Annotated in this window: 21 protein-coding genes; 2 read left to right on the top strand and 19 right to left on the bottom strand. The window is 62.7% G+C overall.

The features are described 5' to 3' along the window. Positions 1 to 49 precede the first annotated feature (49 nt). The 4 genes from CLM73_RS25260 to CLM73_RS25245 are packed head-to-tail and all read right to left on the bottom strand — an operon-like array spanning position 50 to position 4202. Positions 50 to 1360, bottom strand: a complete 1311-nt coding sequence (locus tag CLM73_RS25260) for an MFS transporter (protein ID WP_105240757.1) — start codon at positions 1358 to 1360, stop codon at positions 50 to 52. 26 nt (positions 1361 to 1386) lie between these two features. Continuing rightward, positions 1387 to 2535 (bottom strand): galactonate dehydratase, encoded by a 1149-nt coding sequence (gene dgoD / locus CLM73_RS25255; protein WP_056559450.1) that lies wholly within the window; start codon positions 2533 to 2535, stop codon positions 1387 to 1389. Further along, positions 2532 to 3185 (bottom strand): 2-dehydro-3-deoxy-6-phosphogalactonate aldolase, encoded by a 654-nt coding sequence (locus CLM73_RS25250; RefSeq protein ID WP_056559445.1) that lies wholly within the window; start codon positions 3183 to 3185, stop codon positions 2532 to 2534. Before CLM73_RS25250 ends, dgoD begins: the two co-directional genes overlap by 4 nt. 9 nt (positions 3186 to 3194) lie before the next feature. Continuing rightward, positions 3195 to 4202, bottom strand: coding sequence for a 2-dehydro-3-deoxygalactonokinase (locus CLM73_RS25245; RefSeq protein ID WP_105240756.1), 1008 nt, complete (start codon positions 4200 to 4202; stop codon positions 3195 to 3197). Between the two features lie 277 nt (positions 4203 to 4479). Between CLM73_RS25245 and CLM73_RS25240 the strand changes: the two genes are divergently transcribed. After that, positions 4480 to 5301: an IclR family transcriptional regulator gene (locus CLM73_RS25240; RefSeq protein ID WP_105241720.1), complete on the top strand. Its 822-nt coding sequence runs from the start codon at positions 4480 to 4482 to the stop codon at positions 5299 to 5301. A 3-nt stretch (positions 5302 to 5304) separates the two neighbouring features. On the opposite strand, the gene CLM73_RS25235 is transcribed toward CLM73_RS25240, so the two are convergent. From CLM73_RS25235 to CLM73_RS25165, 15 genes are all read right to left on the bottom strand, one after another. After that, entirely contained in the window at positions 5305 to 5595 is a 291-nt protein-coding gene (locus CLM73_RS25235; RefSeq protein WP_105240755.1) for a PAAR domain-containing protein, read from the bottom strand. A 16-nt stretch (positions 5596 to 5611) separates the two neighbouring features. After that, on the bottom strand, positions 5612 to 6790 hold the full coding sequence (locus CLM73_RS25230; protein WP_158685934.1) for a type VI immunity family protein: 1179 nt from the start codon (positions 6788 to 6790) through the stop codon (positions 5612 to 5614). Next, positions 6787 to 8022: a VRR-NUC domain-containing protein gene (locus CLM73_RS25225; RefSeq protein WP_158685933.1), complete on the bottom strand. Its 1236-nt coding sequence runs from the start codon at positions 8020 to 8022 to the stop codon at positions 6787 to 6789. Before CLM73_RS25225 ends, CLM73_RS25230 begins: the two co-directional genes overlap by 4 nt. A gap of 182 nt (positions 8023 to 8204) precedes the next feature. Further along, positions 8205 to 9383: a type VI immunity family protein gene (locus CLM73_RS25220; RefSeq protein WP_158685932.1), complete on the bottom strand. Its 1179-nt coding sequence runs from the start codon at positions 9381 to 9383 to the stop codon at positions 8205 to 8207. Then, positions 9380 to 10708 carry a VRR-NUC domain-containing protein gene (locus tag CLM73_RS25215; protein ID WP_105240751.1) on the bottom strand — a complete coding sequence of 443 codons (1329 nt, stop codon included), beginning with the start codon at positions 10706 to 10708 and terminating at the stop codon, positions 9380 to 9382. Before CLM73_RS25215 ends, CLM73_RS25220 begins: the two co-directional genes overlap by 4 nt. 89 nt (positions 10709 to 10797) lie before the next feature. Next, positions 10798 to 11976 carry a type VI immunity family protein gene (locus CLM73_RS25210; protein WP_105240750.1) on the bottom strand — a complete coding sequence of 393 codons (1179 nt, stop codon included), beginning with the start codon at positions 11974 to 11976 and terminating at the stop codon, positions 10798 to 10800. Next, complete coding sequence (locus CLM73_RS25205; protein ID WP_158685931.1) at positions 11973 to 13196, bottom strand: hypothetical protein; 1224 nt, start codon at positions 13194 to 13196, stop codon at positions 11973 to 11975. The genes CLM73_RS25210 and CLM73_RS25205 overlap by 4 nt, the downstream gene beginning before the upstream one ends. Positions 13197 to 13378: 182 nt before the next feature. Then, positions 13379 to 14557: a type VI immunity family protein gene (locus CLM73_RS25200; protein WP_158685930.1), complete on the bottom strand. Its 1179-nt coding sequence runs from the start codon at positions 14555 to 14557 to the stop codon at positions 13379 to 13381. Next, positions 14554 to 15789, bottom strand: a complete 1236-nt coding sequence (locus tag CLM73_RS29045) for a VRR-NUC domain-containing protein (protein ID WP_158685929.1) — start codon at positions 15787 to 15789, stop codon at positions 14554 to 14556. Before CLM73_RS29045 ends, CLM73_RS25200 begins: the two co-directional genes overlap by 4 nt. Positions 15790 to 15897: 108 nt before the next feature. Then, positions 15898 to 18531: a type VI secretion system Vgr family protein gene (locus CLM73_RS25190; protein WP_199778203.1), complete on the bottom strand. Its 2634-nt coding sequence runs from the start codon at positions 18529 to 18531 to the stop codon at positions 15898 to 15900. Between the two features lie 233 nt (positions 18532 to 18764). Beyond that, a complete protein-coding gene (locus CLM73_RS25185) occupies positions 18765 to 20954 on the bottom strand; it encodes an ATP-binding protein (protein WP_105240746.1) in 2190 nt (729 codons plus the stop codon). Between the two features lie 177 nt (positions 20955 to 21131). After that, entirely contained in the window at positions 21132 to 21755 is a 624-nt protein-coding gene (locus CLM73_RS25180) for a glutathione S-transferase family protein (RefSeq protein WP_105240745.1), read from the bottom strand. 18 nt (positions 21756 to 21773) lie between these two features. Next, positions 21774 to 22352 carry a 1,6-anhydro-N-acetylmuramyl-L-alanine amidase AmpD gene (gene ampD, locus CLM73_RS25175; protein WP_105240744.1) on the bottom strand — a complete coding sequence of 193 codons (579 nt, stop codon included), beginning with the start codon at positions 22350 to 22352 and terminating at the stop codon, positions 21774 to 21776. A gap of 101 nt (positions 22353 to 22453) precedes the next feature. After that, entirely contained in the window at positions 22454 to 22720 is a 267-nt protein-coding gene (locus CLM73_RS25170; RefSeq protein WP_056559429.1) for a PP0621 family protein, read from the bottom strand. Between the two features lies 1 nt (position 22721). Then, positions 22722 to 23564: a cytochrome C assembly family protein gene (locus CLM73_RS25165; RefSeq protein WP_056559425.1), complete on the bottom strand. Its 843-nt coding sequence runs from the start codon at positions 23562 to 23564 to the stop codon at positions 22722 to 22724. Positions 23565 to 23670: 106 nt separating this feature from the next. Here CLM73_RS25165 and ffh point away from each other — a divergent pair, with 106 nt between their 5' ends. After that, positions 23671 to 25077 carry a signal recognition particle protein gene (ffh, locus tag CLM73_RS25160; protein ID WP_056559422.1) on the top strand — a complete coding sequence of 469 codons (1407 nt, stop codon included), beginning with the start codon at positions 23671 to 23673 and terminating at the stop codon, positions 25075 to 25077. The last annotated feature ends 281 nt before the right edge of the window (positions 25078 to 25358 follow it).

The following is a 25358-nucleotide window of genomic DNA, read 5'->3' as shown; positions in this document are numbered from 1 at the left end:
CGCCCTTTTGGTCAGGAGTGGCCGGGGAGGTGAATCCCCGGCATGCCGATCAAGCCTCGATCCGCTCCACCTTCCCAACCAGCAGGATGTACGACAGCGCGCCCAGCAACGCCAGCGACGACACGTACACGATCGCCGGGGCGAAACTGTCCTTGGACACCAGCAAGCCAATCACGATGGGCGTGCAGATCGACGACAGGTTGCCGACGAAGTTGAACACGCCGCCGGTCAGGCCCAGGAGGCGCACCGGCGCCAGCGTGGAAACAAGCGACCACGTAATCGACGCCAGGCCGTTGCCAAAGAACGCCACGGCGAGGAAGAAGATGACCCACGGCGTGGAGTCCGTGAAGTTCGCGCCGATCATGGACGTGGAGATCAGGAGGCCCAGGATGATGGGCAGCTTGCGCGCCATGCCGACCGTGGCGCCGCGGCGGATCAGGAAGTCGGACAGCACGCCCGAGCACAGCACGCCGATGAAGGCGGCCAGGAACGGCACCGACGCCAGGAAGCCGGACTTGATGAAGTCCATGCCGCGGTACTTGACCAGATACGTGGGGAACCAGGTCAGGAAGAACCACAGCGTGGAGGTCAGGCAGAACTGGCCGAGGTACACGCCCCACAGCTTGCGCTTGCTCATGACCAGACCCAGGTCGTTCCAGTTGAACGGCGCCTTCTTCTCGCGCACGCGTGTGTCCAGGTCGACGACACCGCCGCCTTGCTGGATCAGCTCGATCTCCGCCGCGTTGGCGCCCTTGAACTGGCGTGGTTCGCGGTAGATCATGAACCACAGCACGCCCCAGATGATGCCCAGCAGGCCAGTGCTGACGAACACCATGTGCCAGCCGTAGTGGTGCTGCAGCCAGGCCAGCACCGGCGTCAGGAACGCCAGGCCGACGAACTGGCCCGACGTGTAGAAGCCGATGGCGGTGGCGCGTTCGCGTTCCGGGAACCAGGTCGTGACGACGCGGTTGTTGATGGGGTAGGCCGGGGCTTCCAGCGCGCCCACGGCCAGGCGCAGGACGAACAGGATGACGAAGCTGCCGGCAAAACCCATGAAGAACGTGGCCGCGGACCACAGGATCAGCGCGGCGGCGTACAGCACGCGCGGGGACACGCGGTCCACCAGCCAGCCGCCGGGAATCTGCATGGCGGCGTAGGTCCAGCCGAAGGCCGACAGGATCAGGCCTTCATGCCAGGTGTCCAGGCCGAACTCGTCCTTGAGGGCGGGGGCGGCGATGGACAGGTTGCTGCGGTCCAGGTAGTTGATGACGACGGTGATGAACAGCATCACCATGATGATGTAGCGGCTGCGGGTCGGGCGCTGGGCGCCTTGCAGGCCGGCTTGGGCGGCGGTGGACAATGGAGTCTCCTCTCTCTTTTATCGGCTTACCACTCGGCGAAGCTGCCGTCGGCGTGACGCCAGATGGGGTTGCGCCAGCGGTGGCCCACTGCGGCGCGTTCCTTGACGTATTCCTCGTTCACTTCGATGCCCAGGCCCGGCCCTTGCGGGATCGCGACCATGCCGTCCTCGTACGCGAAGACTTCGCGGTTGCTGACGTAGTCGAGCAGGTCGTTGGCGGCGTTGTAGTGGATGCCCAGGCTCTGTTCCTGGATGAACGCGTTGTAGCAGCCGGCGTCGATCTGCAGGCAGGTGGCCAGCGCGATGGGGCCGAGCGGGCAGTGCAGGGCCAGCGCGACGTCATAGGCTTCGGCCATCGCGGCGATCTTGCGCGTTTCGGTGATGCCGCCGGCGTGCGACGGGTCGGGCTGGATGATGTCGACGTAGCCTTCGGACAGCACGCGCTTGAAGTCCCAGCGCGAGAACAGGCGCTCGCCCAGCGCGATCGGCGTGGACGTCAGCGGCGCCAGCTCCTTCAGCGCTTCGTAGTGTTCGCTCAGCACGGGCTCTTCGATGAACATGAGCTTGAACGGATCAAGTTCCTTCATCAGCACCTTGGCCATGGGCTTGTGGACGCGGCCGTGGAAGTCCACGCCGATGCCCACGTTGGGACCGACGGCGTCGCGCACGGCGGCCACGTTCTCCAGGCACTTTTCGACCTTGTCGAACGAGTCGATGTATTGCAGCTCTTCGGTGCCGTTCATCTTGACGGCGGTGAAGCCGCGCTCGACGGCGCTCTTGGCGGCCGCCGCGGTGTCGGCGGGACGGTCGCCGCCGATCCACGAGTACACGCGGATGCGGTCGCGCACGTTGCCGCCCAGAAGTTGCGACACGGGCACGCCAAGGTGCTTGCCCTTGATGTCCCACAGCGCCTGGTCGATGCCGGCCAGCGCGCTCATGTGGATGGCGCCGCCGCGGTAGAAGCCGCCGCGGTACAGGACCGTCCAGTGGTCTTCGATGTTGCGGGGATCCTTGCCGATCAGGTAGTCGGACAGTTCTTCGACGGCGGCGGCAACGGAGTGCGCGCGGCCTTCGACGACGGGCTCGCCCCAGCCGACGATGCCTTCGTCCGTTTCAATCTTCAGGAAGCACCACCGGGGCGGCACGATGTAGGTGGTGAGCTTGGTGATCTTCATGCTTGTGTCTCCTGGGCAGGATAGGCGCGTTGCCAGGCCGCGACGAAAGCGCGTGCGTTCTGGCCGGTTGCTTCGGCCGACAGGCCGGGTTTGTACAAGGCGGAGCCCAGGCCGAAGCCGCTGGCGCCCGCCTGGGCGTAATTCGAAAGGTTGTCGGGCGTGATGCCGCCCACGGGAACCAGCGCGATCGGCGGGCGCATCACCGCGCGCCAGGCCTTGAGCACGGCCGGACCGAGCTGTTCGGCCGGGAACATCTTCAGCACGTCGGCGCCGGCGGCCAGCGCCGCGAAGGCTTCGGTGGGCGTGGCGACGCCGGGGCAGGACGCCATGCCCAGCTTCTTGGCCTGGCGGATGACGGCCGGGTCGCTGTGCGGCATGACGATGAGTTCGCCGCCGGCCTGCTGGATGCGAGCGCAGTCGTCGGGATTGAGGACGGTGCCGGCGCCGATGAGGCAGTCGGTGGGCAGCGCGGCGCGCATGGCGCGAATGCTGTCCAGCGGATCCGGCGAATTCAGCGGCACTTCGATCAGCCGAAAGCCCGCCTCGTACAGCGCCTGTCCGACGGGCTCGGCTTCGGCGGGCGTGATGCCGCGCAGGATGGCGATCAGGCCGCAGTGGGCCATGGCGGTTTGCAGACCGGGATGGTTCATCGGAGGTTCCTAGGCGGAGAGCTGAGTGGAAGGGGAGACGAGCCCGGCGCAGATGGCCAGGTGCCACAGGCCGCGCTCGGTGGCGTTCTGCGCCTGCTCGGGCGCGCCCAGGCCGTAATGCTGCATGGCCAGGATGTAGCGCTTGCACAGCGCGGGCTCGCCGCACAGCACGATGCGGGGCAGTTCGCCCTGCTGGCGCAGCATCTCGGCCAGCGCGGCGACTTCATGGCCGATCAAGAGACCCGACAGGTAGTCGGCCTGCGACTCGGGCGCGAGTTCGCCGGTCAAGCCCAGCGCGCGCGTGCTGAAGATGGTGGACATCACGCCCGCCCGGCCGGCCGGCGCGCCCGCGACCTTCACGCCGCGCTCAAAGGCGGCCATGTCGGCGCTGGGGGCGTCGGCCATGGTGCGGCCCAGAATGGTGTGGCCGCGCAGCGCCGCGTAGACCTCGCCGGTCATGAAGGTGTCGAAGTGGGTGACGCGGCCGCGGCGCGCGTTGACCCATTTGGAGTGCGTGCCGGGCAATCCGATGAGCACGCTGTCGGCGTTGGCGCTGGCTTCATCGGCCATCACGCCGAAGACCTGGGTCTCTTCGCCGCGCATCACGTTGGGCAGGCCGTGGCGCTGGATGAGGCCGGGCACGATGTGGACAGGGGTGCCGTCGGGGCGCTCCACCACCGTCAGCAGCGTGCCGATGCGATCCAGGTCGACGGGCACGTCCAGGTATGCCGCTTCCTTCCAGCCTTGCGCGCTGCCGACCATGCCGCAGGCGATGACGGGCAGGGCGGGCTCGGCGCGCAGCCAGTCGCCGCATGCCTGTTCAAAAGCCAGTTCAAAGCCGGACAGTGCCGTGGTGGCCGCGCCGTCCTGCAACGGTTGCGGCAGGCGCATGATGCCCCAGGGTAGATGGCGCGTATCGAGCGTGCGGCCCGTGGCGTCCAGGCGATAGGCGCGAAGTGAAGAGGTGCCCCAATCCAGCGCGATGAGAGCCGCACGGGCGGGCGATCCGGTATTCATCAGAGTCTGTCTCGTCTCTGTCCGCGCATCGGGCTGCCGTCGTGGCGCCGTGATGGCGCGCGGGAGGGCGGAGATGGCGCGGACCTTGTTGTCTGAAATCTGCCGTGCGCGCGCGGGAGACGCGCAGCGCACGATGGCAAAAATTCTAGTTCAGCGCTTGAAAAATCTCAAAATATAGAATTAAATCCCACATACAGGGAATGCGCATATATCCGTGCCGGAGCACCGGGTATGCTTGCCGATCTTTCCCGACGCCCCGCAACACTGCCTTCGCACCATGACCGCCACCACGCTGACCTCCGCGCAATCCGCCACGCTTGACCCCGATGCCGCCGCGCCCGCCGGCACGCAGACGCTGATGCGCGGTCTTGCCGTGGTGCAGGCCGTGGCCGATGGCGCACGCGACCTTAAGGAAATCTGCGCGCGCATCGGCGTGGCGCGCAGCACGACGCACCGGCTGGCAAGCTGTCTGGTGCAGGAGCGCTACCTGCGTGCGCTGCCGGGCGTCGGCTATGTGCTGGGTCCCAAGCTGATCGAGCTGGGCTTTCAGGCGCGCGAGGCGTTTCCGCTGGCGACGCTGGCGCGTCCTTATCTGGACAGCCTGGCCGACATGACCGGCGACACGATTCACCTGGCGGTGCGCGACAGCAACGACGTGCTGTACCTGGAGAAGATTCCGGGCAAGAAGGGATTGGAAATGCGTTCGCGCGTAGGCCATCGCATGCCGCTCGCCGCGACCGGCGTCGGCAAGGCATTGCTGCTGGACGCGGACGAGCCGCAGTGGAAGGCGCTGCATCGCGTCGGCGCACCGGTGTCGTCGCGCGCGCCCGGCGGACAGCAAGGCTGGGAGGCGTTCCGTGATCGCATGCGCGATTACGCGTCGCAGGGTTACGCGTTCGACCTGGAGGACAACGAGCCTTCGATCCGCTGCGTGGCAGCACCCGTGCGCGATGCCTCCAGCGGCATCGTCGCCGCCATCAGTGTGTCGAGCACCGTGCCCTATATGTCGCTGGAGCGCATGCGCGAGATGGTGCCGGTGGTGCAGGGCGCGGCTGCGGGGATTTCGGCCGAGATGGGATGGAAGGTTGAGCGCGGCTGAGGGTTACGCAGGCCGATGATCCCGGACCGCGTGGCCTTCGACACGTGCTTTTGAGCTGCTGGCGATCAGGCGGGCGCCACAGGCCGTCGTCATGCCGTGCAGCGCAACCGGGATGCCATTGACCTTGAATGTGGCGCTGCCCTGCACGATGGGAAAGACGCCCTCGCACTTGGGGCAGGAGACCTGATGGCCAACGCCGGCCATGGGTCTGCCATTGAGGTTGGTGTGCGGGAAACCTTCCAACACCGACCCGCCGTGGTCCGTGCTGTCGTCTTTGCGGATGATTTCTGGCATTAGCTTGTTGCCTCCGCTATAGCGCTTTGACCAGACGCCAGGTGACTATTTGGCCGTTTACTTCCGGCAAGAGATCGTTGTGCATGAAGGTCTGCCTGCCTTGTGAAGGCTCCTCTTCGCAGATCCAGATGCCGGGCCATGGGCAAGGTGAGCCGGAGAGCATACGTAGAACGTGACGTTCACTGGCCTTGACCTTGCCCGATTCGTCAATAACAGCCTTGATCTCCTCCTGCCTATCGAAGCGGCGCAGCCAGAGGTTGCTGGTCAGCGGGTTGAAGCGGATTTCGCCGGCGATGGAGCCGTAGTGCAGTGAGCCGATGTCTTGCACGCGCAATGAACGGATGGCGTTGTTGACCTTTACGTACAGTTCGGGCGTGGGGTCTGTCTCGGCTTTGCCGAGTGCTGGCCAATCACCAGCGCGGATGGCGGTGCCCCATTCGTAGGGGAGAAGCGCGATGCGCTCGTCGTTGAGCTTGGTCTTCAATTCTTCCGGCGTGCCCAACGTGGCAATCCAGTGGTGGGCGAGGAAGGTGTACCAGTTGAGATTGGAATAGCCGTCGCGCCATGCTTCGTTTCCGGTAGGAATGCACACATCAACGCCTCTGTAGGCCCAGGCTGTTTCGTATTCCATAGTCTGGTAGTCCTCCCAGTTATGGCACTCCTGAATTCCTAGCCCGGCAGCGCCGTGGAGTGGGCGAAGCAACGAGCAGCACTTCAACAAGAAGCTCTCAAACCGGGCCTTCCCGTCGCCACTGATTTCTTCTACAGGTAGGTAGAACCTGACAGTGGTGAATGTCTTGTGAATCCGTTCGAACCAGCCTTCTGGAGAAAAAACGCCAAACATATAGTCACTGGCATGCCCCAAACTTAGATGAGACATGCACTTGAATTCGACAGCGTTCATTGGGGCGGTCTTTACAATGTAGTCGCGATACGCTTCAAAGTTCATCTTGGAGAAGGGGCGAACGATCATCCGCTTGTCTTCTCTATATCCCCCCTTCAGCTTTTCGCCGTAGAGCTCGTGGTAAAGGGAGAAAGCTTCCGCGATGCCTTTGCGACGAACCGGGATGTACGCATCGATAAGATGAAAGACAGCAACAATTCCCACCTGTTGTACCGGGAGGGTCGTGTCGTCCTCATCCATTAAGGTGAAGGTCCAGCGTTCGGCGTCGAACGCGCTAAAGAAATCGGTCATTGTTTTGTCTCCGGCGCATCGGGCCAGAACAGATACAGTTGCTCTGTGTGCGGTTGATGACGTTGGCTGGCCTCCCACTCCTGATAAGCCTTCCATTGGCGTTGAAGTTCGAGAGAAAGCACGGGCGCTGAGCTTCCGTCTTCCGATTTCGCATAGGCCGCTGTCGCCCCTGCCGCACCTGCCCCGCCCGTGAAACGCGCCCAGGAAACAAGGCGACCGTAATGCACGACACGAGGGCCGGCGCGTGCGGCCAAGGTTGTTCCGGATACTGCGGCGCTGCCGCCAGCAACGGTTGCCATGCCCGCGCCGACACCTGCGGCGCCCACGATGACGAACGGGCCCAAAAGCGACATCTCAATCTGTGCGCGCGCCCGCGCAGCCTGCGCGTCAGCCGCTCGAATGTCCGGGCTGGCGCTTACAACAGGGGTCCCCGGCGGTGGCGGCCTGACTTCAAGAATTTGCCGGGCCGCCTGATGCTCGGCGTCAATCAGGCCAACGACCAAGCCGTGCGGATCGGCCGAAGCTCGCAGGGGAAGGGACATGACCTGCGAAACGGGTTTGTAAACGGGTTCTTGCTGCGCAGCGGTCATCCACTCGCGACGCTGACGCCTGTCCGCTCTGTCACATCGGTCGTTGTGTAGCAATCGAAACTTGAGTCGGTCGCCCGCGATTCTCTCGTAGGCCTTCTGCTGTCTATCAGATAACGCATCACCGCCAAACTTCATTTCAATTACGCTTGCTAGATTAGGTTGGCTGTATTGCGGCGTTCCCCCCATCGTGTGATCGGTGACCCTCACAACATCAGGGATTCGCAGGTGCCCTAACTCCTCCGACTGAACATCCTGCCAAATCCCTTTTTCGACGTTCGATGGCAGCGGCACCGGAATAATTTCCTCAAGCTCATCAAGTCTCAACAGATCCACCACAACTTCAACACTGCTGTACTGCGGAAACTGCCGGCTGCTGATCCGCTTGTATTGAGACAACGGAAAAGAACTCGGCCGATGCGGCTGCTTCTTGCTCATGATCGGCGCCGGCGGCGTCTTCGTCATGTCGTAGCCGACCTCGGCGCAGTAAGGCCAGCGATACTCAAAGAGCTCGTTATCCGCCCGGATCATCAGCGCGACTGTGCGTTGATACATGGGCGCTTCATCACTGGCACGCCTGTACGGATTAGCGCTGGCATAACGTGCCTTCTCGCACAGATACCAAAGGTCGGGCGGATTGGTCACGGGTAGCACCTGGCCTGACACGTCAGGTTTGGTGGAGCCCCGAGCACTTCCTGCGGGCTTCTTTGACCCGGTACGTACGTTTTGAGTGGCCATGGTTCAGCTTTCCTCCTTGATGGGGTTGCGGATGAGTCGAGAGGGGATGTGTTTGCCGGTGCGCTTTCGCACGGACGTTCGCCGCGTCTCTACAACGCCTTGACCAGACGCCAGGTGACCACCTGCCCGTTCACGTCCGGCAATAGTTCGTTGTGCATGAACGTCTTCCTTCCCTGTGACGGCTCCTCCTCGCAGATCCAGATGCCGGGCCATGGGCAAGGAGTGCCAGAGGGCATGCGAAGAAAGTGACGCTCGTCTGCTTTGACATTGCCTGACTCGTCGATCACGGCCTTGATTTCCTGCGGCGTATCGAAGCGGCGCAGCCAGAGATTGCTGGTGAGCGGATTGAAGCGGACCTCACCGGCGATGGAGCCGTAGTGCAGTGAGCCGATGTCTTGCACGCGCAATGAACGGATGGCGTTGTTGACCTTCACATAGAGTTCGGGCTTTGGATCTGTTTCGGCTTTGCCGAGTGCAGGCCATTCGCCTGCGCGGATGGCGGTTCCCCACTTGTAGGGAAGGAGAGCGATCCGTTCGTCGCTCAGCTTGGCCTTCAGCTCCTCGGGCGTGCCCAAGGTGGCAATCCAGTGATGGGCCAGGAAGGTGTACCAGTTGAGATTGGAATAGCCGTCACGCCATGCTTCATTTCCGGTAGGAATGCACACATCAACGCCTCTGTAGGCCCAGGCTGTCTCGTATTCCATAGTCTGGTAGTCCTCCCAGTTATGGCACTCCTGAATTCCTAGCCCGGCAGCGCCGTGGAGTGGGCGAAGCAACGAGCAGCACTTCAACAGCATGCTCTCGAATCGGTCTCTTCCCTCTCCGCGAATCTCTTCTATTGGCAGGTAGATTCGCACGGTGGTGAATGTCTTGTGAATTTGTTCGAACCAGCCTGCTGGCGAGTAAACGCTGAACGAATAATCACTTACGTGCCCCAAACTCAATCTGGACATGCAGTCGAACTCGACGACCCTCATGGGGCTCGTGTCTACGATGTGGTCTCGATAATCTTCAAAGCTCATTTTCGAGAAAGGGCGGACGATCATTCGCTTGTCCTCACGATATCCGCCCTTCAGCTTGTCGCCGTACAGATCGTGGAATAGCGAGAACGCCTCAGCGATGCCTTTGCGGCGATCTGGCTGGTAGGCGTCCATCAATTGAAAGATGGCGACAATTCCTACCTGCTGGACAGGGAGCGTATGGTCGTCTTCATCCATGAACGTGAAGTACCAACGTTCGGCGTCGAACTCGCTGAAGAAATCGGTCATTGTTTGGTCTCGGGTACGTCGGGCCAGAACAGGTACAGCTGTTCCGTGCGCGGCTGATGGCGTTGGCTGGCCTCCCACTCCAGATAGGCCTCCCATTGGCGTCGGAGTTCGGGAGACAGCACCGGGGCGGAGCTTCCGTCTTTCGATTGGGCATAGACCACGGTCGATCCTGCCGTGCCGGCAACACCAGTGACACGGCTCCAGTTAATAAGCCGGCCGAAGTGCACGACTTGTGGGCCGGCTCGTGCGGTCAGCGTTGAACCGGGGATCGCTGCACTGCCTCCAGCAATTGTTGCCATGCCGGCGCCGATACCTGCCGCCCCTACAAGTAAGAACGGGGCGACCAGCGAAACTTCAATTTGCGCTCGGGCCTGAGCGGTCCGCGCATCGGCCTCCCGCATGTCGGGGCTGGCGATCATCACTGAGGTTCCCAGAGGCGGCGGACTGACTTCAAGGGCTTGTCGAGCAGCTTGATGCTCGGCATCAATCAGCCCGACCACCAAACCGTGAGGATTGGCCGAAGCTCTCATTGGGAGCGACATGACTTGCGACACGGGCTTATAGACCGGTTCGTGCTGGGCAGCCGTCATCCATTCGCGACGCTGGCGCTTATCAGCTCTGTCGCACCGCTCGGTATGAAGCAATCGAAATTTGAAGTTATCGCCTCCGATTCGCTCGTAGGCCTTCTTCTGCTCCCTGGAGAGTGCATCCCCGCCAAATTTCATCTCAATGACGCCAGCGAGATTCGGAGAGCTGTATTGAGCTTTGCCCCCAATCGTATGGTCAATGACCCTCACGACATCGGGAATTCGAAACTGTCCTGGTTCTCCCCGTTGAATATCCTGCCAGATACCCTCTTCGATGTTCGACGGCAACGGGATCGGAACCATCTCCTCAAGCTCATCCAAGCTCAACACGTCCACCACAACTTCAAGACTGCTGTACTGCGGAAACTGCCGGCTGCTGATCCGCTTGTACTGAGAAAGCGGAAATGAACTCGGCCGATGCGGCTGCTTCTTGCTCATGATCGGCGCCGGCGGCGTCTTCGTCATGTCGTAACCAACCTCGGCGCAGTAAGGCCAGCGATACTCAAAAAGCTCGTTATCCGCCCGGATCATCAGCGCCACGGTGCGTTGATACAAGGGCGCATCATCGTTGGCGCGCCTGTAAGGATTAGCGCTGGCATAGCGCGCCTTCTCGCACAGATACCAGAGGTCAAGCGGATTGGTCACGGGCAGCACCTGACCTGACGCGTCAGGTTTGGTTGAGCCCCGAGCACTGCCAGCGGGCTTCTTTGACCCGGTACGTACGTTTTGGGTGGCCATGGTTCAGCCTTCCTCCTTGATCAGGTTGCGGATGAGTTGAGAGGGGATGTGTTTGTCGGTGCGCTTACGCACGGACGTTCGCTGCGTCTCTACAACGCCTTGACCAGACGCCAGGTGACCACTTGCCCGTTCACGTCCGGCAATAGTTCGTTGTGCATGAACGTCCTTCTCCCCTGTGACGGCTCCTCCTCACAGATCCAGATGCCGGGCCATGGGCAAGGTGTGCCAGAGGACATGCGAAGAAAGTGACGTTCGTCTGTTTTGACGTTGCCCGATTCGTCGATCACGGCCTTGATTTCCTGCAGCGTGTCGAAGCGGCGCAGCCAGAGATTGCTGGTCAGCGGGTTGAAACGGACTTCACCGGCGATGGAGCCGTAGTGCAGTGATTCGACGTCTTGCACGCGTAATGAACGGATGGCGTTGTTGACCTTTACGTACAGTTCGGGCGTGGGGTCTGTCTCGGCTTTGCCGAGTGCTGGCCAATCACCAGCGCGGATGGCGGTGCCCCATTTGTAGGGGAGGAGTTCGATGCGATCGTCGTTGAGCTTGGCCTTCAGGTCCTCGGGTGTGCCTAGGGTGGCAATCCAGTGATGGGCCAGGAAGGTGTACCAGTTGAGATTTTTGTAGCCGTCGCGCAGGTTCTTCTTTTCGGACGGTCCACAAAGATCTACTCCTCTGTATGCCCAGGCAGTCTCGTGTTCAAGGGTTTGATAGTCCTCCCAATCGTGACATTCCTGAATTCCGAGGCCGGCTGCGCCATGGAGTGGGCGAAGCAACGCGCAGCACTTCAATAGAAAGCTCTCGAACCGTGCTCTCCCTTCGCCAACAAGTTCTTCCACCGGTAGGTAGGCCCGTACAGTCGTAAGCCTTTTATGGACTTGCTCATACCAGCCGGCGGGAGAGAAAACGCCAAACATGTAATCGCTCGCGTGCCCCAAGCTGAGCGTGGACATGCAGTCGAACTCAATGACATCCATCGGGCTGGTATCTACGACGTAGTCCCGATAAGATTCGAAGCCCATCTTGGAGAAGGGTCGGACGATCATGCGCTTATCTGCGCGGTATCCACCCTTGAGCTTGTCGCCATAAAGTTCATGGTAGAGAGAAAACGCCTCCGCGATGCCTTTGCGGCGAACCGGTAGATAGGCGTCGACAAGATGAAAAACTGCAACGATCCCGACCTGTTGAACGATGAGTGTGTTGTCGTCTTCATCTGCAAAGGTGAAGTACCAGCGTTCGGCATCGAACTCTTTAAAAAAATTAGTCATTGCTTCGTCTCCGGTGCATCAGCCCAGAACAGGTACAGCTGTTCCGTGCGGGGTTGCTCGCGCTGGCTGGCTTCCCACTCTTGATAGGCTTCCCATTGGCGTTGCCGTTCGGAAGAGGACACAGGTACGGAGCTTCCGTCTTCTGACTGGGCATAAGCGACTGCGGCTCCAGCCGAACCAGCGCCGCCCCACGTAACGAGGCGGGTGAAGTGCACGAAACGCGGGCCGGCTCGTGCTGCCAACGTTGAACCGGAGAGCACAGCATTGCTTCCTGCAAGGCTCGCCATGCCAGCACCGAGGCCTGTGGCGCCAATGAGAACAAAGGGACCCGCAAGCGACAGTCCAACCTGTGCGCGCACCCGTGCAGCGTCTGCATCAGCCTCTCGCATCGCGGCGCCAGCGGTCAATACAGGGGTTCCGGTAGAGCGAGGCCCGACTTCGAGGACTCGTCGGGCAGCCTGATGCTCGGCATCAATTAGTCCAACCACCAACCCGTGTGGATCGGCCGAAGCGCGCGAGGGCAGCGACATGACTTGGGACACGGGTTTGTAGACTGGTTCGCTCTGCGCCGCTGTCATCCACTCTCGACGTTGGCGCCGATCTGCTCTGTCGCACCGATCGGTATTGAGCAGGCGAAATCTGTCGCTTTTCCCGGCGATGTCCTCATAAGCTGCCTTTTGCTCTGTTGACAGGGCATCTCTTCCAAACTTCATTTCAATCACACCAGCGAGATTAGGCTGACTGTATTGAGGCACACCCCCCATCGTGTGGTCGATGACACGCACAACATCAGGGATCCGCAATGGGCGTTTCTGGACTACCTGGATATCCTGCCAAATTCCGTTTTCGACATCTGGAGGCAGCGGCACCGGAATCATCTCCTCGAGCTCATCCAGCCCCAAGATGTCCACCACAACTTCCACGCTGCTGTACTGCGGAAACTGCCGGCTGCTGATCCGCTTGTATTGAGACAACGGAAACGAACTCGGCCGATGCGGCTGCTTTTTGCTCATGATCGGCGCCGGCGGCGTCTTGGTCATGTCGTAGCCCACTTCGGCGCAATAGGGCCAGCGATACTCAAAGAGCTCGTTATCCGCCCGAATCATCAGCGCGACCGTGCGTTGATACATGGGCGCATCATCGTTGGCGCGCCTGTAAGGATTAGCGCTGGCATAGCGCGCCTTCTCGCACAGATACCAGAGGTCAAGCGGATTGGTCACGGGCAGCACCTGGCCTGACGCGTCAGGTTTGGTTGAGCCCCGAGTGCTTCCTGCGGGGTTCTTCGGCCCAGGACGTACATTTGGGGTGGCCATGGTTCAGCCTTCCTCCTTGATGGGGTTGCGGAAGAGTTGTGAGGGGATGTGTTTGCCGATGCGCTTACGCACGCACGTTCGCTGCGTCTCTACAACGCTTTGACCAGACGCCAGGTGACCACCTGCCCGTTCACGTCCGGCAATAGTTCGTTGTGCATGAACGTCTTCCTTCCCTGTGATGGCTCCTCCTCGCAGATCCAGATGCCGGGCCATGGGCAAGGTGTGCCAGAGGGCATGCGAAGAAAGTGACGTTCGTCTGTTTTGACGTTGCCCGACTCGTCGATCACGGCCTTGATTTCCTGCAGCGTGTCGAAGCGGCGCAGCCAGAGATTGCTGGTCAGCGGGTTGAAGCGGACTTCACCGGCGATGGAGCCGTAGTGCAGTGATTCGACGTCTTGCACGCGCAATGAACGGATGGCGTTGTTGACCTTTACGTACAGTTCGGGCGTGGGGTCTGTCTCGGCTTTGCCGAGTGCTGGCCAATCACCAGCGCGGATGGCGGTGCCCCATTTGTAGGGGAGGAGCGCGACGCGTTCGTCGTTGATCTTGGTCTTCAGCTCCTCGGGCGTTCCCAAGGTGGCAATCCAGTGATGGGCTAGGAACGTGTACCAGTTGAGATTCTTGTAGCCCTTGCGCAGGTTTTTGTCTCCGGTCGGTCCACAGATGTCTACCCCTCGGTATGCCCAGGCTGTCTCGTGTTCAAGAGTCTGATAGTCCTCCCAATCGTGGCATTCCTGAATCCCTAGTCCGGCCGCGCCGTGGAGAGGGCGGAGCAATGCACAGCACTGCAACAGGAAATCCTCGAATCGTGCTTTCCCTTCTCCTACAAGCTCATCTACGGGCAAATACGCCCTTACCGTGGTAAGAGGTTTGTGAACTTGCTCATACCAGCCGGCAGGAGAATAAACCCCAAACATATAATCACTGACGTGCCCTAAACTTAACCTCGACATGCATTTGAACTCGACGACATTCATCGGGCTGGTGCCTACGATGTAGTCTCGATAGGCTTCAAAGTCCATTTTGGCGAAGGGGCGGACGATCATGCGCTTATCTTCGCGATAACCGCCCTTGAGTTTGTCTCCGTAGAGTTCGTGGTAAAGCGAAAATGCCTCCGCGATGCCTTTTCGGCGAACCGGTAGATAGGCGTCAACGAGATGAAAGATGGCGACGATCCCGACTTGCTGGACGAGTAAAGTGTTGTCTTCCTCATCGGCAAAGGTGAAGTACCAGCGTTCGGCAGCGAACTCTTTAAAGAAATCGGTCATGTTTTCGTCTCCGGCGCATCGGCCCAGAATAGATACAGTTGTTCCGTGCGCGGATGGTGCCGTTGGCTGGCTTCCCATTCCTGATAGGCCTGCCATCGGCGTTGATGTTCGGGAGTCGGTACAGGCGCGGAGCTTCCGTTTTCTGATTGCGCATAAGCCACAGCGGTTCCTGCTGAACCAGCTCCTGCGATGAGACGGCCCCAGCCGACAAGGCGGCCGTATTGCACCACTCTTGGGCCGGCGCTTGCGGTCAGCGTTGAACTGGGGATCGCTGCACTGCTTCCTGCAACGGTTGCCACTCCGGCGCCGATACCTGCCGCGCCCACAAATAAGAACGGGGCGGCGAGCGAAATCTCAATTTGCGCTCGTGCCCGAGCGGCCAGCGCATTGGCCTCTCGCATGTCGGGCCTGGCGCTCATCAATGAGGTTCCCGGAGGCGGCGGACTGAATTCAAGGACTTGCCGTGCAGCTTGGTGTTCGGCATCAATCAGCCCAACGACCAACCCGTGTGGATCGGCTGAAGCTCTTAAGGGGAGCGACATGACTTGCGACACGGGTTTGTAGACAGGTTCCTTCTGGGCAGCGGTCATCCATTCGCGACGCTGGCGCTTGTCGGCTCTGTTGCATCGGTCGGTATGAAGCAAGCGAAACTTATCGCTGGCGCCAGCTATATCTCGGTAAGCTCTTCTTTGGTCATCAGAAAGCGAGTCCTTTCCAAACTTCATTTCAATCACACCAGCCAGATTTGGCTGACTGTATTGCGGCGCACCGCCCAGCTTGTGGTTGATGACCCGAACGACGTCGGGAATCCGCATTGGGCTTTTCGGCACTACCTGGATATCCTGCCAAATTCCGTTCTCGACATCTGGCGGCAACGGCACCGGAACCATCTCCTCAAGCTCATCCAAGCCCAGTAAGTCCACCACGACCTCAACGCTGCTGTACTCCGGAAAATGCCGACTTTTGATCCGCTTGTACTGAGAAAGCGGAAAGGAACTCGGCCGATGCGGCTGCCTTTTGCTCATGATCGGCGCCGGCGGCGTCTTGGTCATGTCGTAGCCAACTTCGGCGCAATAGGGCCAGCGATACTCAAATAGCTCGTTATCCGCCCGAATCATCAGCGCGACCGTGCGTTGATACATGGGCGCTTCATCGTTGGCACGCCGGTACGGATTGGCGCTGGCATAGCGCGCCTTCTCGCACAGATACCAAAGATCGAGCGGATTGGTCACGGGTAGCACCTGGCCTGACGCGTCAGGTTTGGTTGAGCCCCGAGTGCTCCCTCCGGGGTTTTTCGGCCCGGGACGTACAGTTTGGGTGGCCATGACTAAGCCTGTCTCCTAATTTGGGTTTCGAAGGAAATCCAACGAATAGTCGCCAGCGCCATCCCAATAGCTGGCGTTCAAATGCAAGAGGTCATTGGGGTCCGGTATTGCGGAAACTTCCAAGGGTTCGCTCGTGTCGCTGGTGACGACCTGCGTCCGACCCTGCGCGTCGGTCCGGCCGCGCACAATGTCGCCGTTGGCGCGGACGATCTCGTAGGCGTGATCCGGCAGAACTTTGTTCGTGCTTGCGTTGCGCAACACGAAGAACTCTTCAAACGGCCCGGGCAGGCCCGAGAATTGGCCCAGGGTGGGCACCATCGTTGCCGGTCCCGTGAGGTTGTGGTCTGTTGCCTTGACGGTGAAGACGCCGGGCATGCCCATCTCGATGTTGCCGCCTGCCATCTTGATGTAGGCGCCGCCACACAACAGGGTGATGTGCTCTTCGGCGGACACCGTGACATGGTTGTTGTTGGCGCGAACCTCCACGCTCTTGTCGGCATCGATACAGATGTTGTTGTGTTGCGCCTGCAAGCGCAGCTGGCCGGTATGCGCAATGTGGCGCATGTCTCCCCTTTGCGCGAACGTGCCCAGGCCGTTGCCGGCGTTGACCACCACGCGTTCGCCGGCCGTCAATTGCAGGTTTGCATGGGCGACGGCGTCCAGATGCTCGCCCGCGCCCAGCGCGATGGAGAGGGGCGTTCCGGCAGCGATGCCGGCAGGCGCAGAGAGCGCCACGACAGGCGCCGTGCCTTCGCCAGTACCGTTGGTCTGGTCGTTGGCGCCATGGCCAAGGGCTCGCACCAAGGCGGTAAGGTCGCGGCGCGGCTCGGCGTCGTGAGGGGCGCCTTGATGCTCGCCGGCGTAGTTGCCCAGGCTGCGGGCTAGGTGTAGCGCGGCCTCCAGGACGGCCACGATCTCTTCGCGGTCGAGTTGGCCACCTTGGGCGTTGGCTTGCGACTCCGTGGTCAGCAGCAGGCCTTGCGCGGCGCGCAGCGTCCCGTGCAAGTCTGTGCGCAATTCGAAGCCTTCGCCGCGCGGCTCGCCGCCGATGGGACGCGGATGGGTCAGGTAACCCAGGTGCAGGTGGCTGGCGCCATGATCGTTCATCAGTGCGGCGCTGATTTGAGATGGGGTGTCGTCCAGCCGTAGTTCGCTGGCCTGCTTGCCCTTGTGCTCCTTGCTCTTGACCGTTGCCAGGTCTTTGAACTTCGGCAGTTCGTAGGGCGGCAACTGCAGGCGGTTGTAGACGCGGCCGGTGATCACGGGTTGGTCGGGGTCGCCGTCGAAGTACGAGACGATGACTTCATGGCCCACGCGGGGAATGGCCATGTGGCCCCACGTGGCGCCGGCGATGTTCTGCGACACGCGGATCCAGCAGGAGCTGAACCCATCATGTTTGCCCACGCGGTCCCAGGGAAACTGGACCTTCACGCGTCCATACTCGTCGGTATGGATTTCTTCGTTCGGCGGGCCGACCACGACCGCGTTCTGTGGTCCATCAATGTGTGGCCGGGGCAGCGGCTCGGCGCGCCACTCGGCGTCGTCCGGCACCAGCTCGGCTTCGTAGCGGTAATGCGTGCCTGACTGCGCTTCGGCGCTTTCCTCGGCCAGGCTGGCGTGCTGCTTGCCGCGGTGGACGATACGTATCGGGCGCCAGCCGCGGTTCATGTCTTCGCGCGGGTGCCCGGCCAGCGTGAAGGAGATGCCCGGCTGCAGGCGCGGATCGTCGCCTTCGACCAGGGCAATGCGCGCATCGCGGCGATGGCCGCGCAGGCGGTTTCCGGCGAAGGGTTTGCCGGCCTCGTCGAACTTGGCGCGCGCGGGATAGTCGTAGCGTTCGTAGCCGCGGCCCTGGTGGTCCAGGTCTTGCCCGTCGCGGCTGTGCTGGTGTGCGTAACGCGGATGGTGGAAGGTGTAGTCGCGCTGCGTCTGGCGCGCGGTGCGCACGTTTTCGGTGTACGCGAAGCGGCGCAGCGCAGGTTGTGGCTGGTCACCGCCGGGCGTGGGGTTGTATTGCACAGGTTCGTCGCCCACGCGGCCATGGATGAACAGGCGGTCGCTATGGACCAGCCGATGGCCCTCGGCGCTGTGTCGGAAGGAATAGAAGAAGCCTTCCTCGCGCATGATGCGCTCGACGAAGTGATAGTCGGTGTCGCCCGCTTGCACGCAGTATTCACGCGGCTGGTGCTCGGAGGTGTTGCGCTGCTCGTAGTCGTGGGTCAGACCATGCGCCTTGAGCACCGCTTCGGCGATCTGCGGAACCGTGAGGGCCTGAAAGATGCGCCAGTCGGAACTGAGCTTCAGGCGCGCCAGCCGCGGCTCGACTACTGCGCGGTAGCGGGTGCGTCGAAAGCCTGTGTCACCCTGGACGAACGATGACACCGCGCCGTGCACGTAGCGCACCGGGGTATCGCCCTGCCAAAGGGTGAGCAGCGCGGCGCGGTCCAACACCTGGCCGAAGTCGATGGCAGCGTTGGCGCTGGCCAGGTCCACTTCAAGCAGAAAGGTCTCGGACAGGCCTTCTTGCAGCGTGAATGCGACGACTTCGAAGGGTTCGTCGCCGACGGCAAAGGTGAAGCGAAGATCGGATTGGATAGGTATGACGTGCTCCCGCAACGACAGACCTTTCCCTTCAACCGTGAGCGTCAAGTCCGCCTATAGGCAAGCGTCCGCTGCAATCAGACGAATGCAAGGGACACGCATGGCATGCGCTGCCATTACGTCATACCGGCCATTTTCTGGGTATCAGACCGTTCTTATATTTCTTGGAAAGTGTGCTGAAAACACGCGGAAACCGCCGGGCGCGATGGCGTCGGCCCGGATCTGCAACGTGGCATTGCACTATGCGTGTTCGGCGAGGATGTGCCGCCCTTCGCGCACTGCTACCTGGCGTTGCCGCAGTGCTCGATGGTTGACAGCATCTCCAGCAGCACGTCCATATCCACCGGTTTGACCAGATGCGCGTCGAAGCCGGCTTCCATCGATGCCCGGCGGTCTTCTTCCTGCCCCCAGCCGCTGAGCGCCAGAATCGTTGCGCGCTGACCCCAGTCCAGGGTCCGGATGTGGCGGCAGGCCTCGTGGCCGTTCATGCCGGGCATGCCGATGTCCATGAGGATCACTTGCGGCCTGACCTGCTCGCCCACGGTGATGGCTTCTTTGCCATCGTAGGCGGCGACGACGTCGTGGCCTTCAATGGCGAGCACCGCGACCAAGGACTCGACCGCATCGCGGTTGTCATCGACCACCAGTACCTTGCGCGCTACCGGCGAGAGCGCGCCGGCGGGGCGTTGCGGCGCCACCTCCTGAATGCCGGTGACGGGCAGCCGCACGACGAACGCGCTGCCTTTGCCTTGGCCCTCGCTGTGCGCGCGCACCGTGCCGCCGTGCATTTCAACCAGACGTTTGACGAGCATCAGGCCGATGCCCAGGCCGCCCTGCGCGCGTTCCAGCGTGCGGTCGACCTGCGTGAACATCTCGAAGATCCGATCGAGCTGGTCCGGCGGAATGCCCGAGCCGTTGTCGCGCACCGTGATGTCGACGCTGTCCTTGCCCGGCTCGACGAAAAGCTCGATGTCGCCACCGGGCGGCGTGTATTTGGCGGCGTTGGACAGCAGATTGCCGAAGACCTGCGTCAGGCGTTCGGCGTCGCCCTGCAGCGTGATCTGCGCGTCGGGCTGCACCAGTCTCAGCCGGTGGCCGTGCTGTTCCAAGGCCGGTTTGCACGCTTCGACCGCGTGCTGCAGGACCGTGTCGAGCGTGAGCGCCGTCAGCCGAAGTTCCAGCTTGCCGCGGTTGATGCGGTTGACGTCGAGCAGGTCGTCGACCAGCCTGACCAGTTGGCGTAGTTGGCGGTCCATGACTTCGCGGGCGCGCGCGGTCAAGCCGGGGTCGCGTTCGGCGCGTTTCAGCACTTCCAGCATGTTGCGCAGCGCGGCCAGCGGATTGCGCAGCTCGTGCGCCAGCACCGCCAGGAATTCGTCCTTGTGCCGCCGTTCGCGCGCCAGTTCGGACTCCGCGATATGGCGTTCCAGCAGTTCGGCCGCCTGCCGCGCCAGCAGGTCGATGTAGCGCAACGCTTCGGGCGTGGGGCCGCCCGGCCAGCGGTAATGGTTGTTGAGCATGCCCAGCAGTTGGCCGCTGCGGCTGAGCAGCGGCGTGCATTGGATCGACCGGATGTTGTCTTCCATGACGATCTCAAGTCCCAGCGTGCCTTGCAGATCCGTCAGTTGCTCGACATCGGGCACGACCAGGCGTTCCAGGTGCTGGGCGGCTTCGGCGCAGCTTGCGACCCAGCCGTCTTCCGCGAAGTGTTCGACCAGGCGGGCGCTCAGGCCCTGGTGCACGGCGATGCGCAGCGTGTTCTTGGCCGGATCGTAGATCTGGATGTTGCCCTTTTCTGTTCCGGAAATGTCGGCGGCGGCGGCCAGGATCTTCTTGAGCAGCGGTTCGAATTCACCGGGCCCGACGAGTTCGGCGCTCAGTGCCTGCAGTCGGGATAGCGCATCGACCTCGTTGCGCAGATCCGCCGCGGCGCGGTCGCGTTCCACGACGATGCTGGTGGCCAGCGCGCCGAACTCGGCGACGCGCTGTTCCCACGGCGTGCAATGACGCACCTGCGGCAGACAGAGAAGAAACCAGCCGACCGGCGTGCCGTCGGGTGCCATTGCGGCGCGCGCATGGCAGGCGTGAATGCTGTTGGCATGGCAAATGGTGCGCCAGGACTCGGCCCACATCGTTGATTGCTCAATGTCGTGGCATTCGACCGGGTTGCCTCGGCGGATCGCCGGGTCGTCAGACGCAAAGAGCGCCTCGTGCATCGGCAGGCCGCGCAGGGGGCAGGCGATCGAGGCGGGAAGATGGGTGGAATAGGCGTCTGCGACGGTGACGCGATCGGGGCTGGTCAACAGGACGCATGCGCGTGTGCCGGGTGCAAGGCGGCAGACGGCTTCGGTAAGCGCTTCCAGGCACGACCCGGTGGGAGCGCCCGACGCGACAAGAAGCAGAAGCTGCCGTTGTTCCTGGTCCAGGGCTGCTTGGCCTGCGGATTCTGGCGGCTCTTGGGTCAAGTGCATCTCCTCTTCGTGCGACGCCGCGGCGGCGGCCGTCCCCCGAGGCTAGCGCGGGGGATTGAAACGAGGCGCTCAGGGCAAGGGCCAGAGCGCCTTAGAGGCTTCAGATAATTGCACGAATCGCGCAGAAGGAATGTTGCAATTTGTCCCGGTTGTGGCGGTGCGTGACAGCCCGTGCGGCTACTCCAGCGGCAGGGTCAGCACCCCTTGCGGGGCGGGGCGCATCATGACACGCCGGTACCAAGCGGACAGCGCGGGCGTGTCGGGCCGCTCGATGGGCAGGGCCAGCCAGCGGTGCGCGGCGGCGACGAGCGCGATGTCGCCCATGGTGAGGTGGCGGCCGGCGATGAATTCGCGGCCCTGCAGGGCTTGGTCCAGAATCAATGCACGGTCGTTGGATCGCTTGATCGAATTGGCGATGGCAGCCTTGTCGCGGCGGTCTTCGGGCGTGCGGATCAGGCCGAGGAAGGCCGGCACCATGGCCGGCTGCCATTCGGTCGCCTGCCAGTCCATCCAGCGGTCGGCATCGGCGCGCAGGCAGACGTCCTCGGGCCACAGCGTGCCCGCACCGTAGCGCGCTGCCAGGTAGCGGACGATGGCGTTGGATTCCCACAGGATGACGCCGCCGTCGTCGATGACGGGGACCAGGCGGTTGGGATTGAGCTTGGCCGCGTAATCGGCGGTGTCGACCACGCCGAACGGGCCGCCTGCCTGGACAAAGGTGTGCGGCAGGGCCAGCTCGCGTACGGCCAGCATCACTTTCTGAACGTTGACGGAGGTCAGGCGTCCCCAGATCTTCAACATAGCCAATCCTTCTAAGGGTCAGGCCGGCGGCAGGTGCCGCCGCGCAAAGCCGCTGTCGCGCCCAAAGCGCGTCCAGTCGAATGCCGGCCCGGGGTCGGTCTTGCGCCCCGGGGCGATATGTTCGTGTCCCTGGGCGGCAACCAGGGGATAGCGCGCGCGCAGGGTGTGGGTCAGCCGGCGCAGCGACGCGTACTGCTCGCCAGTGTAGGGCAGCGTGTCCGTGCCTTCCAGTTCAATGCCGATGGAAAAATCGTTGCAGCGCTCGCGCCCGGCAAAGCGCGACACGCCAGCGTGCCACGCACGCCGGTTCGTGGAGACGAATTGCACGATGCGCCCGTCGCGGCGGATGAAAAAGTGCGCCGACACGCGCAGGCCGCGCAGGCGTTCCAGCCAGGGGTGTGATCCGTAGTCGAGCGTGTTCAGGAAGAGGCCCGCGACCTCAGGTCCGCCAAACTGGCCCGGCGGCAGGCTGATGTTGTGCACGACCAGCAGCGAGATCTGCGTGTCCGCGGGGCGTGCGTCGCAGTTGGGTGAGCGCAGAAGGGAAACACCCGGCGCCGGCGCCAGCCAGCCATGTCTATCCAGAAGCAAAGGCATAGGGAGGGAGCGTGTGAGAATTCCGGCACCCATTATGCCGCGCCGCCGCCAGATGCCCTATCCGGCAATCCGCCGGGGCGGCTGTGCGATGGATAGAGGGGTCAGCGCTTTGCCGGGCCCAGGCGGGCGTGGTCGGGGCTGCACCAGGTCTGGCCGTTCTGCAGCAGGGCCTCGGAGCGGGGCAGGTGGATGCCGCAATGGGCGCAGCGCACCATGGATTCGATAGCTGGCGGAGGCTGCGCGCCCTGCGCCTTTTTCTTCTGACCGCCCTGCGCGTCGGCTTGGCGCTGCGCGGCCATTCGGCCGGCAATGCGGGCGACAAACAGAACCAGGATGATCAGAACGATCCAGAACAGCAACTTGCCCACGTCAGCCTCGATGCAGAATCATTTCCAGCACGAACCGGCTGCCGGTGTAGGCCAGAATCAAAAAACCAAAACCCGTCAGGGTCCAACGCAGCGCGACGCGGCCGCGCCAGCCCCAGATATGCCGGCCGGCCAGCAGCACGCCGAAGGTCAGCCAGGACAGCAGGGTGAAAACGGTTTTGTGGTCGAACGGCAGGATCTTGCCGGTGAGCTTCATCGAGGCGACCGAGCCCGAGCCCACCGCCAGCGTCAGGACGACAAATCCGATCCAGATGATGCGGAAAAGCAGCTGCTCCTGCACCAGCAGCGGCGGCTGCGAATCGAGCACGCGCCCGATGATGCTGCGTTCGGCGGGGGCGTCCAGGGGGCGGTGCAGGTGGCGGTCCAGCAGGGCCATCATCATGGCGTGCAAGGCCGCGATGGTGATCAGGCCGTAGGCCGCCAGGGCGATCAAGAGGTGCACGCGCAGCCAGGGATCGTCGGCATGGGGCACGAATTGCCCCTGCGGGAAGACGGCGGCAAGGCCGCTGGCGATGGCGGCGGCGGGCAACAGCAGCAATTGCAGGCCGTCGATGCGCACCAGCAGGCTTTCCAGCCAGAACACCACCATGCCCAGCCAGATGGCGGCGGACAGGGCCAGCGCCCACCCAATGAAAAGATGCTGGGATCCCAGCATCGATTGTTGCAGCCCGATTCCATGGAGAATCAGGGCGCCCAGCAGGCACAGACGGGCAATTCTGCCGGTCTGCTCCACTTCCCCGGCGCCGGCCAGGCGGATCCAAAGCGACCCCCCTAGCACCGCGTACGCCAAGGCAGCCGCTGTGTGAAATACAATGCCGAGTGACATAGAAACCGTTGTCTGGATGGGGCCTTGGGGTGCGCGTCACCCGAAAGCGCAGAATCCGCGCCTGCGGCCACCGTTCAATCAACTAGTTTAAGCGGAAACGCCTCTCATGCTCGATAACCTAACTCAACGCCTGTCGCGCGTCGTCAAGACGCTGCGAGGGGAAGCCCGCCTGACCGAGGCCAACACGCAGGAGATGCTGCGCGAAGTGCGCATGGCGCTGCTGGAAGCCGACGTCGCGTTGCCGGTCGTTCGCGACTTTGTCGCGCGGGTGAAGGAAAAGGCGCTGGGCGAAGAAGTCGCCGGCAGCCTCAGCCCGGGCCAGGCGCTGGTCGGCGTCGTCAACAAGGAACTGACTGCCCTGATGGGCGGCGACCTGGGCGCGGACGCCAACGAACTGTCGCTGGCCGTCCAGCCGCCCGCCGTCATTCTTATGGCGGGCCTGCAGGGCGCCGGCAAGACCACCACCACCGGCAAGCTGGCGCGCTGGCTCAGCGAAGGGCAGCACACGCAGCACGGCCGCAAGACCGGCAAGAAAAAGGTGCTGGTGGTGTCCGCCGACGTGTACCGTCCGGCCGCAATCGACCAGTTGAAGAGCGTGGCCGCGCAGGTCGGCGTGGATTTCCTGCCGTCCGATCCCAGCCAGAAGCCCGAAGACATCGCGCGCGGCGCGGTCGATCACGCCCGCCGGCATCATTACGACGTGCTGATCCTGGACACGGCCGGCCGCCTGGGCATCGACGAGGCCATGATGCGCGAGATCCGCGCGCTGCATGATCTGGTCAAGCCGGTGGAAACGCTGTTCGTGGTGGACGCGATGCAGGGCCAGGACGCGGTCAACACCGCGCGCGCCTTTGCTGACGCGCTGCCCCTTACCGGCGTCGTCCTGACCAAGCTGGACGGCGATGCCCGCGGCGGTGCGGCCCTGTCGGTGCGCCACGTCACCGGCAAGCCGCTCAAGTTTGTCGGCGTGTCCGAAAAGCTGGACGGCCTGGAGCCCTTCTACCCCGACCGCATGGCGCAGCGCGTGCTGGGCATGGGCGACATCGTCTCGCTCGTGGAGCAGGCGCAGAAGAACATCGACATCGCCGAGGCGCAGAAGCTTGCGTCCAAGATCAAGTCGGGCAACAAGTTCGACCTGAACGACTTCCGCGACCAGCTCGGCCAGGTCAAGAAGCTGGGCGACATGGGCTCGCTGCTTGAAAAGCTGCCGGCTCAGTTCCAGCAGGCCGCCGGCCAGTTGCAGGGCGGCCAGGCGGAAAAGCAGCTTCGCCGCACCGAAGGCATCCTGAATTCGATGACGGCCGCCGAACGCGCCAAGCCCGAACTGATCAAGGCCTCGCGCAAGCGCCGCATCGCCGCCGGCTCCGGCGTGCCGGTTCAGGAGGTCAACCGCCTGCTGGCCCAGTTCGAGCAGATGCAGGGCATGATGAAGCAGATGAAAAAGGGCGGCATGGCCAAGATGATGCGCGCCATGGGCGGCATGAAGGGGCTGGGCCGCTTTGGCATGAAGTAGGGCCCCCACGCCGCACTCGCTTCGCTCGCTTGCTGCCCCCCGAGGGGGCTGCCCCGCCTTCGGGCGGCCGAGCGGCGGGGCGGCCCCCACGCCGCACTCGCTTCGCTCGCTTGCTGCCCCCCAAGGGGCTGCCCCGCCTTCGGGCGGCCGGGCGGCGGGGCGGCCGTTCTAGCGTAGGCGGTAAAACCCGCACGACCCACCAGTCCCCTCAACGATCCCTGCGTCCAAAAAAATGGCCAGACATTGCGTCTGGCCAAGCAATCGCGGCAGGCAGGGGGCGC

The organism is Achromobacter spanius (genome assembly GCF_002966795.1).
GTDB classification, from domain to species: domain Bacteria; phylum Pseudomonadota; class Gammaproteobacteria; order Burkholderiales; family Burkholderiaceae_B; genus Achromobacter; species Achromobacter spanius_D.
The sequence above is the reverse complement of the archived record's forward strand: the minus strand, read 5'-3'. Positions and strand labels throughout refer to the sequence as shown.